This is a genomic window from Kitasatospora sp. NPDC051853 (genome assembly GCF_044452665.1).
Taxonomy (GTDB): Bacteria; Actinomycetota; Actinomycetes; order Streptomycetales; family Streptomycetaceae; genus Kitasatospora.
On the sequence record NZ_JBITBY010000009.1, the window covers coordinates 377,223 to 389,648 of the forward strand.

13 protein-coding genes are annotated in these 12,426 nt (G+C 75.4%); 6 read left to right on the forward strand and 7 right to left on the reverse strand.

The genetic code is table 11. The annotated features are described in order from the left end of the window. Nucleotides 1-27: 27 nt before the first annotated feature. Nucleotides 28-1,518, forward strand: coding sequence for an alpha/beta hydrolase family protein (locus tag ACIA8O_RS26510; protein WP_396296476.1), 1,491 nt, complete (start codon nt 28-30; stop codon nt 1,516-1,518). Nucleotides 1,519-1,549: 31 nt separating this feature from the next. On the opposite strand, the gene ACIA8O_RS26515 is transcribed toward ACIA8O_RS26510, so the two are convergent. The 3 genes from ACIA8O_RS26515 to ACIA8O_RS26525 all read right to left on the reverse strand — a co-directional run bounded on the left by ACIA8O_RS26515 (nt 1,550) and on the right by ACIA8O_RS26525 (nt 4,492). Continuing rightward, nucleotides 1,550-3,319 (reverse strand): hypothetical protein, encoded by a 1,770-nt coding sequence (locus ACIA8O_RS26515; protein ID WP_396296477.1) that lies wholly within the window; start codon nt 3,317-3,319, stop codon nt 1,550-1,552. Further along, on the reverse strand, nt 3,316-4,101 hold the full coding sequence (locus tag ACIA8O_RS26520; protein ID WP_396296478.1) for an ABC transporter ATP-binding protein: 786 nt from the start codon (nt 4,099-4,101) through the stop codon (nt 3,316-3,318). Before ACIA8O_RS26520 ends, ACIA8O_RS26515 begins: the two co-directional genes overlap by 4 nt. 82 nt (nt 4,102-4,183) lie before the next feature. After that, complete coding sequence (locus tag ACIA8O_RS26525; protein ID WP_396296479.1) at nt 4,184-4,492, reverse strand: hypothetical protein; 309 nt, start codon at nt 4,490-4,492, stop codon at nt 4,184-4,186. Between the two features lie 311 nt (nt 4,493-4,803). On the opposite strand from ACIA8O_RS26525, the gene ACIA8O_RS26530 reads away from it, so the two are divergent. Then, entirely contained in the window at nt 4,804-5,724 is a 921-nt protein-coding gene (locus ACIA8O_RS26530) for a hypothetical protein (RefSeq protein WP_396296480.1), read from the forward strand. A gap of 43 nt (nt 5,725-5,767) precedes the next feature. Here ACIA8O_RS26530 and ACIA8O_RS26535 read toward each other — a convergent pair whose 3' ends face one another. Beyond that, nucleotides 5,768-6,568: a tetratricopeptide repeat protein gene (locus ACIA8O_RS26535; protein WP_396296481.1), complete on the reverse strand. Its 801-nt coding sequence runs from the start codon at nt 6,566-6,568 to the stop codon at nt 5,768-5,770. A gap of 270 nt (nt 6,569-6,838) precedes the next feature. On the opposite strand from ACIA8O_RS26535, the gene ACIA8O_RS26540 reads away from it, so the two are divergent. Further along, a complete protein-coding gene (locus tag ACIA8O_RS26540; protein WP_396296482.1) occupies nt 6,839-7,747 on the forward strand; it encodes a diiron oxygenase in 909 nt (302 codons plus the stop codon). 450 nt (nt 7,748-8,197) lie between these two features. On the opposite strand, the gene ACIA8O_RS26545 is transcribed toward ACIA8O_RS26540, so the two are convergent. The 3 genes from ACIA8O_RS26545 to ACIA8O_RS26555 form a co-directional block, all read right to left on the reverse strand. Beyond that, on the reverse strand, nt 8,198-8,986 hold the full coding sequence (locus ACIA8O_RS26545) for an SGNH/GDSL hydrolase family protein (protein ID WP_396296483.1): 789 nt from the start codon (nt 8,984-8,986) through the stop codon (nt 8,198-8,200). Nucleotides 8,987-9,056: 70 nt separating this feature from the next. Beyond that, nucleotides 9,057-10,010 (reverse strand): pseudouridine synthase, encoded by a 954-nt coding sequence (locus tag ACIA8O_RS26550; protein WP_396296484.1) that lies wholly within the window; start codon nt 10,008-10,010, stop codon nt 9,057-9,059. An 88-nt stretch (nt 10,011-10,098) separates the two neighbouring features. Beyond that, on the reverse strand, nt 10,099-10,527 hold the full coding sequence (locus tag ACIA8O_RS26555) for a hypothetical protein (protein ID WP_396296485.1): 429 nt from the start codon (nt 10,525-10,527) through the stop codon (nt 10,099-10,101). 168 nt (nt 10,528-10,695) lie between these two features. Between ACIA8O_RS26555 and sigJ the strand changes: the two genes are divergently transcribed. The 3 genes from sigJ (at nt 10,696) to ACIA8O_RS26570 (ending at nt 12,367) form a co-directional block, all read left to right on the forward strand. After that, nucleotides 10,696-11,598, forward strand: coding sequence for an RNA polymerase sigma factor SigJ (gene sigJ / locus ACIA8O_RS26560; RefSeq protein ID WP_396296486.1), 903 nt, complete (start codon nt 10,696-10,698; stop codon nt 11,596-11,598). Between the two features lie 158 nt (nt 11,599-11,756). Further along, nucleotides 11,757-12,164 (forward strand): DUF6896 domain-containing protein, encoded by a 408-nt coding sequence (locus ACIA8O_RS26565; RefSeq protein WP_396296487.1) that lies wholly within the window; start codon nt 11,757-11,759, stop codon nt 12,162-12,164. A gap of 38 nt (nt 12,165-12,202) precedes the next feature. Then, complete coding sequence (locus ACIA8O_RS26570; RefSeq protein ID WP_396296488.1) at nt 12,203-12,367, forward strand: hypothetical protein; 165 nt, start codon at nt 12,203-12,205, stop codon at nt 12,365-12,367. The last annotated feature ends 59 nt before the right edge of the window (nt 12,368-12,426 follow it).

Consider the following 12,426-nt stretch of genomic DNA (forward strand, 5'->3'; position numbering starts at 1 on the left):
CGACGGTCCGGGGACGACCCGGGGTTGATGTGCCGGGGCGGGGGCGGCCCCGACGATGGGCGGGTGACCGAGATCATCCCGGAGCTGTCCGTGTCCCTGCCCGAACTCCTCACCCTCCTCTCCGCCCTGGCCCTGGCCCTGGCGCGCTGGCTGCCGCCCACCGCCCGCCGACGCACCACCGTCGTGGCCGCGGCGGGCTACGTGCTGTCGGCGGCGGTGCTCGCGGTGGCGGGCATCCGCTGGCAGCTGCTGCCGGTGCTGGCGGGCGGCGCCGTCGCGCTGCCGTTCGCCCTCGTCCCCGTCCTGCGGGCCCGTGCGGGGAGGCCGGTCCGGCGGGTCCGGTGGTGGTCGGCGCTGCCGGGGTCGGTGGCCTGCGTCGGGCTGCTGGCGGCGGGGCCGGTGGCGGCCTGGGCGTTCCCGGTGCCCGTGTTCCCGGAGCCCTCGGGCGAGTTCGCCGTCGGTACCCGCGTCGTGCAGTGGACCGACCCGGGCCGCCCCGAGACCTTCACCTCCGACCCGGACGACCGCCGCACCGTCGTGGTGCAGCTCTGGTACCCGGCGCGGAAGGGCCCCGGCGGGGCGGAGCGGGCCCGGTACCTCGGGCGGACCGAGCGCGAGGCGCGGACCGTCTCCGAGGCCCTCGCCCGTACCGCGGGCCTGCCGGGCTTCCTGCTCGACGGGATACCGCGCGCCCGTACCCGCGCGGTCCCCGACGCCCCGGTGGCGGACGGGGGCGGCCGCTTCCCGGTCGTCCTGTTCTCGCCCGGTTCGAGCGGAGTGCGCACCCAGAACACCGCCTGGGCCGAGGAACTGGCCGCCCACGGCTACCTGGTGGCCGCGCTCGACCACCCCTACGACTCCGCCGCCGTGCTGCTCGCCGACGGACGGACCGTCACCACCGCGACCACCTCCACCGGCGACCGCGACAGGGACGAGCAGCTGGCGGCCGGCTGGACGGCCGTCCGGGCCGCGGACCTCGGCTTCGTCCTCACCCGCCTCACCGCGCTGGACCGGGGGGAGGACGCCGACCCGCTGACGGGCCGTCTGGACACCGGCCGCGCCGCGGTGACCGGCCACTCCATGGGGGGCGCCGCCGCCCTCCAGGCCGCGCGGCAGGACCGGCGGTTCGGCGCGGTCGTCGACCTGGACGGCTTCCCGCACGGCCCCACGGTGCCCGCCCTCCAGCAGCCGGCCCTCGCGCTCACCCAGGCCTTCACCCCGGACACCGACCCCCGCTACCTGCCCCGCCTCACCGAGGCGCTCGACGCCAGCACCACGACCGGCTACCGCCTCACCGTCCCCGGCGCGGCCCACCTCACCTTCACCGACGGCCCCCTCTACCTGCCGCCGGTGCCCTCGCTCACCGGCTCGCTGGGCCGCACCGGCGGCCCCCGCGTCACCGCCGCGGCCACCCTCGCCTTCCTCGATGCCACGCTGCGCGGGCGGCCGGGGCGTGACCCGGCCGCCGCCCTCGCGGCCTACGGCGAGCTCACCGTCCACCACCCGGGCGGACGGTGAGTCAGGACGGACGCGATCCGGCCGACTTCCGTCAGGACGCGGACCCGCCTGGCCGGGCCGTGCTCATCCGCACGGCTCGGTTCCGCGCCCAGACGAGGAGCAGCACCGCGAGCACCACCGCCAGGGCCGAGGCCTTCGCGACCGCCGGGGCGGAGCCCGCCCGCAGGGCGGCCGAGTACAGCGGCGTCAGGACCGCCACCCCCACCGCCGGCCCGGCCGCGTACCAGGCGGCGAACACCAGCGGCCCGGTGCTCCCGCCCGCCCCCGCGCCGGTGCCCGCGCCCCGGGCGGGGGAGTACATCAGGTCGGTGCGCACCGGGCCCCGGCAGGCGTTCACCAGCCCGGCCGCGACCAGCGCCGGCACGGCGGCCGGGAGGAGCCAGACGGCGGCCCCCGCCGAGCCGCCACCGAGGGCGAGCAGGGAACCGGCGCAGGCCAGGGCCGGTAGCAGGCCGGCCAGCACCGGGACCACGGCGTGACGGAGCATCAGGCCGGCGAAGGGGTACGGCGACCAGGAGGCCCGCCGGACGTCGTCGGTCTCGATCCGGGCGGGCTCCAGCAGCTGGGCCACCGCCAGGTAGCCGAAGACCAGGGCCACCGTCGTGGCCAGCCAGGAGAGGCCGCCCCGGGCGCCGTGGGCGAGCACGGCGCAGAGCGGGGCGGGCACCGCCAGCACCACCGCACGGCCCAGCCTCGCCGGGGAGCGGAGCAGCGCGAGGGCGTCGCGCCAGGGCACCACCAGCCAGGCCCGCCGAGGGGCCGGGAGGCGCAGGCGGCGCTGCCGGGCGCTGCCGTTGGCGCTGTTGACGGCCAGTCGGGCGCTGCGCAGCTCGACCGTGCGCAGGGCGGCCAGCACCCCGGCGGCGGTCCGGGCCCGTTCGCGCAGGCGCGCCAGCGGGACGGTCCCGGCGGCCCGGTCGGCCGCCACCAGGGCGGCAGTGGTGGAGAGCAGGAGGAGGCCGGCGGCGATCCAGCCGCCCGGGACGGCGGCGGGCGTCGGGGCCAGCGCGGCGACGGCGGCCCAGCCCCAGGGGCCGGACCAGAGCTCGATCCGCTCCAGCCACCCCACCGGGTGACCGGTGACGGCGAGGACGGTCTGTGCGGCGAGGGCGAGGATCAGCAGGGTGAGGAAGGGGGTGAGGCGGCGCACCCAGCGCGCGGCCCCGTCACTGCGCTCCACCACCAGGGCGGCGCAGGTGGCCAGCAGGGGAACGCCGATCCCGCCCAGCAGGCACCAGCCGAGCGCGGCCGGCAGCCCGGTGCGCACGGTGAGCCCGAGGGCGACCATGCCGGCGACCGCCGCCACCAGGCCGGGGAAGGCGGCCACCGCGCAGGAGAGCCAGAACCACGGCCGCAGCACCGGCCGGGGCCGGACGGGGTGGGCGAGCAGCCAGTCGGTCGCGGCCCGGGGCGGCACCACCGGGCCGCGCCAGAGGCCGTCCCGGAGCAGCAGCAGGAAGGTGGTCAGGCCGACGGCGGTGATGCCGGCGGGCATCGCGGCCAGCAGGTCCGCACCGTGGCCGGTGTAGTCGGCGCCCATCGAGGCCTGGAGGAAGAGCCCGAGGCTGGGCACGCCGCCCCAGACGACCAGGCCGAGCACCACGCAGTAGAGCGCGAAGGCGACGGACTTGGCGCGGTTGCGCCGGTGGGGCGCGCGCAGGGCGCGCAGCAGGGCGAGGGTCTCGTCGGTCCAGTCGTCGTCCGCCGACCAGGGCTCGGCGGCGCTCTCCGGCTCCGGGGCGGTGGCGCTCTCCGGCTCCGGGAGGGCGGTGCTCTCCGGCTTCGGGGTGGTGGTGCTCATCGCCCACCCGCCGCGTCGGTGGCGGTGGCGGCGGTGGTGCGGGCGGTGTACTCCGCGTACTCCGCCGCGAGCACCTGACGGGGTGTGCCCTGCCTGACGATCCGGCCGTCCTCCAGCACCACCACCCGGTCGGCCACGTCCAGCGCCAGGTCGGTGTGGTGGGTGACCAGCAACACCGCCACGCCGTCGGCCAGTTCGCCCTTGAGCAGCTCGGCGAGATCGCGCCGGGCCTCCGGGTCGAGCCGCTGCTCGGGCTCGTCCAGCAGCAGCAGATCGCGCGGGCGCACCATCGCGCAGGCCAGCAGCAGGGCCTGCATCTGGCCGGAGGAGAGGGCCGAGGGCAGGGCGTCGGCCCGTTCGGTGAGGTTGCGGTGGGCCAGTACCTCGGCGATCCACGCCGGTGCGTCGGCCACGCCGTGCGCGACCGCCACCAGCAGCAGGTGTTCACGGACCGTCAGGTCCGGGTAGCAGGCGACGGTGTCGCCGACCACGGCCACCCGGGCCCGGACGCGGGGGTCGTTCTGGTCCATCGGGAGGCCGTCGAAGCGCACCGTGCCCTTGCTGGGCGCGTCGCGCCCGGCCGCGACCCGGAGCAGAGTGGACTTGCCCGATCCGTTGTGGCCGAGCAGGGCGACGCACTCGCCGGCCGCCAGCGACAGGTCCACGGGGTGCAGCACCTCCCGCTCGCCGTAGGAGCGGCTGACGCCGGTCAGGCGCAGCAGGGGCGCGGGCGCGGTGGTCCCGGGTGCTGCGGCGGACGGTCCGGCGGCGTTCTCGGTCATGGGGAGGGCGCCTTTCGCGGGGTGGTTCGCCCACAGTACCCATCGGTCGGGGGGCAGCCGCCGGGAGGTGCTCGGGGACCGCTCAGGGGGTGCCGCGCAGGGCCCAGTGCACGGCGACGAGGGTGGCCAGCAGCGTTGCCACCAGGGCGAGTTGGCCGAGCAGCAGCCAGAGGGCCAGGCGGCGCAGCTGGCGGGCCGGCGGTGCCGGGTACCAGAGGGCGCGCAGGACGGCGACGGTGGCGCCGCCCAGGTGGAAGGAGAGGATCAGACCGGCGACGCGGGTGGCCACGAGGAGGAGCAGGAGGTCGAGGACGGCGGCTGCGGCGCAGAGCAGGGCGGCCAGCCGGAGGTCGCCGCGGTCCGTGGCGCGGGGTCTGGTGGAGGTCTGCACGGGTGGTCCCCTCGGTCTCGGCGAGCGTGCGAGCGTGCGAGCAGGCGAGGGGCCCGGCGGACGGCGGCGCGTGGTGCGCCCGTCCGGAGGTGCGCGGTGCGTGCACCGGTGCGGCCGAGGCAGGCTCCGGTGCGGCCGGTCGGCAGTGGTGCGCGCCCCCGTGACGCCCCGTCGGACCGGCCGCACCCAGTGTGGTGGGCGGGGACGGTTCGTGGGCGTGGGCATGCCCGAACCGAGACCTGAGCGGTACCAGGGGGATATCGGGGTGGCCGCGCGGCGTGGCGGCGGAGCGAACCGGGTACGCGCAGATCATGGGAATCATCCGACGGAGGCGAGACGAGGAGCCCGGCCCCGGGCCGGGGGAGGGCGCCCGGGGAGGCGCCGGGGGAACCGGGGGCGGGGGAGCCGGGGGAGGCGAGGAGGACGTCGCCGGGCAGTTGGCCGCGCTCTCGGCCGAGATGGAGCGCAGCCTGCCCGACGCCGCGCCCGCGGTCCAGGAGGCGTGGTACCGGCGGAAGGGGAGCCAGCGCGCCGGTGCCCTGGTCCGTTCGCTGACCGGCGTGCTCGGGCGCGGCGGCAAGGCCGCGGCCAAGGGCGCCGGGTACGGCGGCAAGGTGCTGGCCGACCGGCTGCTGGACGCCGCGCCCCGGATCCCGATCCGCAGCCTGGCCACCCTGCGCGCCCAGCACCCCACCGCCGCCACCCCGGAGGAGCTGGCCGAACTGATCACCCTCGGCGCCTGCCGCTCCTCCGCCGCGCTCGGTGCGGGGGCCGGTGCGGCGGCGATGATGCCGGTGCCGCCGGCGATGCCGGTGGAGATCGCGGCGGAGACCCTCTCGGTGGCGGCGGTGGAGATCAAGCTGATCGCCGAGCTGCACGAGGTCTACGGGGTGCCCGCCCGGGGCACGGTGGCGCAGCGGGCCACCGCGTACGTCGGCGCCTGGGCGGACGGGCGGGGCATCGACCGGGCCGCCCTGGTCCGCCCGGCCGGCCTGGCCGCGATGGCGGTCAGCTCCGAGGTCCGGCAGAAGCTGCGCAAGCGGCTCACCCGGAGCACCCTGCGCAAGCTCCCCTCCCTCACCCCGTTGCTGATCGGCGCGGGCCTGGGCGCCACCATGAACCGCCGCGACACCCGCAGGCTCGCCGACCAGGTGCGCGCCGACCTCGCCCAGCGGATCCCGCCCGACGCGGACTACTGGACGGCGGCCGCCCCCCGCAAGGAGATTGACTGACCGTCGGCAGTCGGCGGTCCCGAGCGGTCCCAAGCGGTCGCCGTCAGGCGCCGTCGATCCGCTCCAGCAGCTCGCGGGCCTCGACGGTGCGGGAGTTGTCCGGCCCGAACGCGGTCAGGCAGGCGTCGAGTGCGGTGGCGACCAGCGGACGGGCCGCGGCCTCGTGCCCCAGTCCGAGGAGGGCCCTGGCGGCGGCCAGCTCCACGGCTCCGGTCTCCGGGCGGCGGCGCTCCTCGTCCCAGCCGCTGCGCAGCTCGTCGGCGAGCCGCGCCTCGGCGAGGGCGTCCTCGTGGCGCTCCTGGAGGTTGAGGCTCCGGCAGAGGCCCAGCCGCAGGATCAGCGAGATCTGGTCGTCCTCGTGGTGCGAGGCGATGGCCTGGCGGGCCACCGCCTCGGCCTCCGGGTGGAGGCCGAGCGCGGTGAGGGCGTGGAGCTGACCGCTGCGGGCGTTGAGCCGCAGGAGCTGCATCTCCGGCTCCGCCCCCGCCTCGATCTGACGCTCCGCCAGGTGGGCGACGGCCGCGCACTCCGACTCGGCCTCGGCGTAGCGGTCGAGCGTGGTCAGCACCTGGGCCCGGTCCGCGCGCAGCTTGAGGGCAAGCATGTGCTCGGGCCCGATCAACTCCTCGAACGGAGGCCGCACCTCGTCCAAGATGCCGAGGGCCTCGGTGTGGCGGCCCTGGGCGCTCGCGGCCAGCGCGACGATCTCCAGCGCCAGCAGCCCGAAGACCATGTCCTCCGGCCCCGTCCGGGGAGCCTCGGCGATGGCGCGGGCTTCGGCCTCGGCCTCGGCGTAGCGGCCCGCGTGGTAGAGGGCGGTGGCGTGCGTCAGGGGGTTCGTCATGATCCGGCCAGCCTCGCTTCGGTCGACCCAAGGGGTGTGGTGTCCCGAGCATACGAAGATCGCGCACGTCTGTTCGGCGAACCGGACAAGATCCGCGGACCCGCCGACCGCTTTCCCGCCGGGGAGAGTTGACGGAGGGTCAGGTCTTCCGGGGAGGCAGACCTGCGCGAAGTATTGACGCACTGTCTAATAGCTTCTACCGTCCCGCTCACAGGGCCGGCGTGCCCCGCCGTACGCCCCACCGTGCGCCGAGAGGAAGGAAGAGGGCCGATGACCAAGACCGTCCGGACCGCCCCCGAAACCTGGCCCGAGGAGCGCCGCCGCACCGCCGAGCGGCTGCTCGCCTCCTCGGCCCGGCTCTCCTTCGACCCGCTCACCGAGGTGGACTGGGACACCCCGCCGCTGCCCGGCCGCTACTTCTGCCCGCCGCACCACCTCTCCCTCTACGGCACCGAACTCTGGGCCGGCCTCAGCGAGGAGCAGCGGATCGAGCTCAGCAAGCACGAGGTGGCCAGCGTCGCCAGCCTCGGCATCTGGTTCGAGGAGATCCTGATGCAGATGCTGCTGCGCCACGCCTTCGACCGGGACCCGACCAGCGCCCACGTCCAGTACGCGCTCACCGAGATCGCCGACGAGTGCCGGCACTCGGTGATGTTCGCCAGGATGATCTCCTGGATGGGCGTCCCCGCCTACGGCCCCGGGCGGCTCTCGCACGAACTCGGCCGGATCTTCAAGGCGATCTCGACGCACAGTCAGACCTTCGGCGGCACCATGTACGTGGAGGAGATCCTCGACGCCTTCCAGCGCGAGCTGATGAACGACGAGTCGCTCCAGCCGCTCACCCGCCAGGTCTCCCGCATCCACGTGATCGAGGAGTCCCGCCACATCACCTACGCCCGGGAGGAGCTGGTCCGCACCCGGGTCGGACCGCTGCGCCGCTGCTACGAGCAGCTGCTGATCGGGCTGATCGTCCACCGCTCCACCAGCGGCCTGATCAACCCCCGCCTCTACGCGGCGGTCGGCATCGACCCGAAGGCCGGCCGGGCCGCCGCCCGGCACAACCCGAACTGGCGGGCCACCAAGACCCGGATGGCAGCGAAGGCGGTCGGCGTCCTCGACCGCGCGGGCCTGGTCGGCCCCACCAACCGCTGGCTGCTGCGCCGCGCCGGAGTGATCTGAGGGGGTACGTGGCCACCCCGGGGGGCGCGAGGAACTGCGCGAAGCGGAAGGCGGCCCGCCTGCTGCCCGTGCACGGCCAGCCGGTTGCACGTGCTGCCGTGCCCCCGTGTGCAGGTCCTCGCGCCTCGGGGGCGCCGCGTACGTCCTCGCGTTCGCGGGCCCAGGCCCCCGCTGCGCCGCGGTGATCTGAGGGGGTACGTGGTCACCCCGGGGGCGCGAGGAACTGCGCGAAGCGGAAGGCGGCTCACCTGCTGCCCGTGCACGGTCGGTCGGTTACACGTGCTGTCGTGCCCCCCCGTGTGCAGGTCCTCGCGCCTCGGGGGTGCCGCGTACGTCCTCGCGTTCGCGGGCCCAGGCTGCCGCTGCGCCGCGGCCCGGGTCGTGCCCGGTGCGGGAAAAGCCGGGCCCGGACCTCCGGTGGGGAGGTCCGGGCCGGTGGCTGACGCGGTGTCAGAGGGGAAGCAGCTCCGGCCGCTTGGCCTCGATGTTGTCCCCGGAGGACTCGCCGCGCAGGCGGCGGCCGACCCACGGCACCAGGAACTCGCGGGCCCACTGCAGGTTCTCCCGGCGCTGCTCGGCCGTGGTGAGCACGGGCGCGGCGGGCCAGGGGGCCTCCGGGTCCTGCTCCGGGCCGAGCGGCAGGCCGAGGGAGCGGGCGGCCAGCAGGGCGACCCGCTGGTGCCCCTCGGGGGAGAGGTGCAGCCGGTCCTCGCTCCAGGCGCGGCGGTCGTGCACCGAGCGCAGCGACCAGAGGTCCGCCACGGTGGCGCCGTGCCGGTCGGCGATCGCCCGCAGGTGCCCGTTGTAGGTGGCGATCTTGCCGCGGAGCAGTCCGAGCACCGGGACGCCCCGGGTGTCGAAGCCGGTGCAGATCAGCACCGTCCCGGCGTGCTGCTTGAGCTCCACCACGGCCGCCTCGAAGCGCTCGGCCACCGTGTCCGGGTCGCTGCCCGGGCGGAGGATGTCGTTGCCGCCGGCGCAGAGCGTCACCAGGTCGGGGCGGATCTCCGCGACCCGGGGCACCTGCTCCTCGGCGATCTGGTCCAGCAGCCGGCCGCGGACCGCGAGGTTCGCGTACCGGAAGTCGCCCAACGGCCGCTGTGCGGCGAGCAGTCGGGCCAGTCGGTCGGCCCATCCGGCGTACAGGCCGTCCGGGCGGGCGTCGTTGAGGCCCTCGGTGAAGCTGTCGCCGAGTGCCACGTACGAGCTGAGGTCAAGGGTCTCCTGTGTGTCAGCCATGGAGGAGATAGTTCACCTTGTGAACTACCTTACGCGACCGTAGGTGACGGAGTCCCGGGGGTGACCTTCGTCACAGGGTCTCGCCGGCCGGAACTTCCTCCGGCCAGCGGGCCAGCCGCTGCCCGCTCTCGAAGCGGTGCGCGGCACCCGTCACGGGATCGGTGAACTCCAGGCTGTGGGCGAGGAGTTGGAGCGGTTCGCGGAAATCGTCCGGGGCCGCCTCGGGCAGCACGACGGGGTAGAGCGGATCGCCGAGGATCGGGATGCCCAGGGAGGCGAGGTGGACCCGCAGCTGATGGGTCTTGCCCGTCTCGGGCAGCAAGCGGTATCCACCGTTCCGCCCGTCGTGCGCCAGCAGTTCCACCACGCTCCGGCTGTTCGGCTCGCCCGGCACCTCCCGGGCCGTCAGCTCGCCGCGCTCCTTCACCAGCCGACTCTCCACCGTCCGCGGCAGGTCCAGCTCCGGCCGGTACGGCGCGACCGCCCGGTACTCCTTGCGGACCCGCCGCTCGGCGAAGAGCCCCTGGTAGGCCGCCCGGTCCTGCGGCCGGACGACGAAGAGCACCAGACCCGCCGTCAGCCGGTCGAGCCGGTGCGCCGGGCTCAGCTCCGGCAGGCCGAGCCGGTCGCGGAGCAGGGCGAGCGCGGTCTGGGTGACGTGCTTGCCGCGCGGGGCGATGGAGAGGAAGTGCGGCTTGTCCGCGACGACGATCCGCTCGTCCCGGTGGACGACCGCGAGCGGGAACGGCACCTCCACCTCGGGCGGCAGGTCGCGGTGGTACCAGATCCACCCGCCCGGGACGAACGGCGCGTCCGGCGCGAGGCGCCCGTCGGCGGAGTGCACGCCGTCCCCGGGGGCGTCGCCGTCGAACAGCGCGTCCACCAGGGCCGGCTCCACCGGGAGCAACTCCGTCAGGTAGGCGCGGACCGTCGCCCAGTCGCCCTCCGGCAGGCGCCGCCGCACCGGGTCGACGCCGTGCCGCTGGGGGAGGGGCGGGGGCGGGGCGGCGGGGCGGCGTCTCATGGGGCGTCAGCCTAACGCCCGGGGCCGCGGCCGCCGTCGGTCACCGCCGCAGGTCAGGGTCCGTGGTGCCGCCGGTCACCGCCGTCGGTCACCGCCGCAGGTCAGGGTCGGTGGTGCCGCCGGTCCGGTACCCCGCCAGGTCCCAGCCGAGGCGCAGCAGGCTGGCGCCGAACATCAGCACCCCGAGCGGGATGTGCAGGCTCGCCAGGTGCGCGATGCCCGCCACCACCTGCACCGAGGAGAGCACCAGGAACCCGGTCGCGTACAGCACCGGCCGCCCCGAGGCGCCGCCCGGCCGCCAGGCCAGGACCGCGGCCAGCACGTACAGCATGGTCGCCCCGTACGTCACCCGGGCGCCCACGGCGTGCAGCAGCTCGCCGTAGGAGGTGGAGAAGGCCAGCCCCGCACTGACCGCCTGCACCAGGATGGTCGCGGTCTGCAGCCCGACCGCCAACCGAACGAAGCCCTGGAACCTGGTGCCCTGACGCACCGTCACCGCCGTCGCAAGGGTGGCCATCGCCGTCCGTCCTCTCTGCCCGGCGCCGGGTCCGTGTCCCGGCTGCTCACCCTTCTGACGAGACGGCCCGCCGGAATGTGAGGTGCGGGCGCGAAAGGGCTCGCGCCGGTGGCCCGCCCAGCGGATCATGACGGTGCCCCGTGCCGTCGCGAAGGAGCCAGCCGGACCATGACCACCGTCACCGCCACCGCCCTCGACGGCGCGCGCAGCCGCCTCCTCAACATCGGCTACCGGCTGCTCGGTTCGCTCACCGAGGCCGAGGACGCCGTGCAGGAGGCGTACGCCCGCTGGTACGCCCTGTCGCCGGAGCGGCAGGCGGCGGTCGTCGCGCCCGAGGCCTGGCTCACCACCGTCACCAGCCGGATCTGCCTGGACCAGCTCGGTTCGGCCCGGGCCCGGCGCGAACGGTACGTCGGCGCGTGGATACCCGAGCCCGTCCCGGACCGCACCGAGTGGCCGGCCGGGCCGTCGGTGGCGGAGCGGCAGGACCCGGCGGAGCGGATCGCGCTGGACGAGTCGGTGGACATGGCGCTGCTGGTGGTGCTGGAGACGATGACCCCGGCGGAGCGGGTGGCCTTCGTCCTGCACGACGTCTTCGGGTTCCCGTTCGGGGAGATCGGCGCGGTGCTGGAGCGTTCGGCGGCGGCCTGCCGGCAGCTGGCGGCCTCGGGGCGGCGGCGGGTACGGGACGCCGCCCCGGAGCCGGCGATGACGGTCGATCAGGCCCGGGTGGTCCGCGAGTTCAAGCACGCCTGGGAGACCAAGGACATCGCGGCCCTCGTCGCCCTCCTCGACCCCGCCGCGACCATGACCGCCGACGGCGGCGGCCTCGTCGGAGCAGCCGTCCACCCCGTCACCGGCGCCGACCAGATCGCCCGCCTCCTCCTCGGCATCGCCGACCGCACCCCGGGCCAGACCCTCCGCGAGGGCTCCGTCAACGGCCGCCCCGGGCTGGTCGCCCTGCTCGACGGCAGCACCGTGACGGTGGCCGCCTTCGCGGTGGAGGACGGCCGGATCACCCGGATCTGGGCCGTCCGGAACCCGGACAAGCTCCGGGCCTGGGAGGCCTGAGCTCGCCGTCCACCCCGCATGCCAAGTGATGTGGGGTTTCGGCACGGTGGACTGCACCGTGGAAGGATCGCAGTCCTTGGTCACGTGATGATGCCGCGGAGGATGTTGTGCAGGGATCGGGGAGCGACGCTGCTCCAGTTCGTTCACCGCAGGACCTGGTGCTCGCCTTCGTCGGCGATCTCGCCGCGGCCGGCAGCGCGATGCACGAGGCGTTCCCCGTGCTGGAGCGGCTGGCTGACGTAGTGGTGCTCGCCCGCTCGGGACGGATCAGCCGCAGGGGTGAGGCCGGCCGGTACTCGTACGTGGTGCACGGCAGGGGCTGTCGAATGATCGGCCCGGGCGGAGTCGACGTGGACGTGGACTTCTTCGGCGAGGTGGCGGCCTTCGACTTCTCGCGCTTGGAGTACTACGGGAAGAGCCTGCCCACGCCCGTCGTCCCCACGACGGAAGAGCTGCGGGCGGCGGTCGAGAGCCTGAAGGATGTCCTGGCCGAGGTGAGCCCCGGGTGGTTCACGGTGTCCGGCGTTCACGGCGGACTTGCCGGGGCCGACGCATCCGGTGCCTGACTCGACCGGCCCTCGCGGACACGTACGACACCGACCTGGTGGTCGGTCCCACCGGGGACTGCGTCTGCAAGGACCTTCAACTGGCGCTCGGGGTGCAGCGCGCCGGCGACCGCACCGTGTCCTGGGCGCTGTTCTTCGTCGCGGGTGACGATTACGGTGACGCGCTCGACGGCGTGCCCGAAGCGGCATGGCATCGCTGGTAGGCGACCTCGCCCGGCTGACGGGTGCGAGCCGCCGACAACCCGGACGGGTGGGGCGGTTC

Excerpts from the sequence above, each read along its gene's own strand:
- ACIA8O_RS26510 (WP_396296476.1), top strand. The coding sequence starts at position 28 with ATGTGCCGGGGCGGGGGCGGCCCCGACGATGGGCGGGTGACCGAGATC.
- ACIA8O_RS26515 (WP_396296477.1), bottom strand. The coding sequence starts at position 3,319 with ATGAGCACCACCACCCCGAAGCCGGAGAGCACCGCCCTCCCGGAGCCG.
- ACIA8O_RS26520 (WP_396296478.1), bottom strand. The coding sequence starts at position 4,101 with ATGACCGAGAACGCCGCCGGACCGTCCGCCGCAGCACCCGGGACCACC.
- ACIA8O_RS26530 (WP_396296480.1), top strand. The coding sequence starts at position 4,804 with ATGGGAATCATCCGACGGAGGCGAGACGAGGAGCCCGGCCCCGGGCCG.
- ACIA8O_RS26535 (WP_396296481.1), bottom strand. The coding sequence starts at position 6,568 with ATGACGAACCCCCTGACGCACGCCACCGCCCTCTACCACGCGGGCCGC.
- ACIA8O_RS26540 (WP_396296482.1), top strand. The coding sequence starts at position 6,839 with ATGACCAAGACCGTCCGGACCGCCCCCGAAACCTGGCCCGAGGAGCGC.
- ACIA8O_RS26545 (WP_396296483.1), bottom strand. The coding sequence starts at position 8,986 with ATGGCTGACACACAGGAGACCCTTGACCTCAGCTCGTACGTGGCACTC.
- ACIA8O_RS26550 (WP_396296484.1), bottom strand. The coding sequence starts at position 10,010 with ATGAGACGCCGCCCCGCCGCCCCGCCCCCGCCCCTCCCCCAGCGGCAC.
- ACIA8O_RS26555 (WP_396296485.1), bottom strand. The coding sequence starts at position 10,527 with ATGGCCACCCTTGCGACGGCGGTGACGGTGCGTCAGGGCACCAGGTTC.
- sigJ (WP_396296486.1), top strand. The coding sequence starts at position 10,696 with ATGACCACCGTCACCGCCACCGCCCTCGACGGCGCGCGCAGCCGCCTC.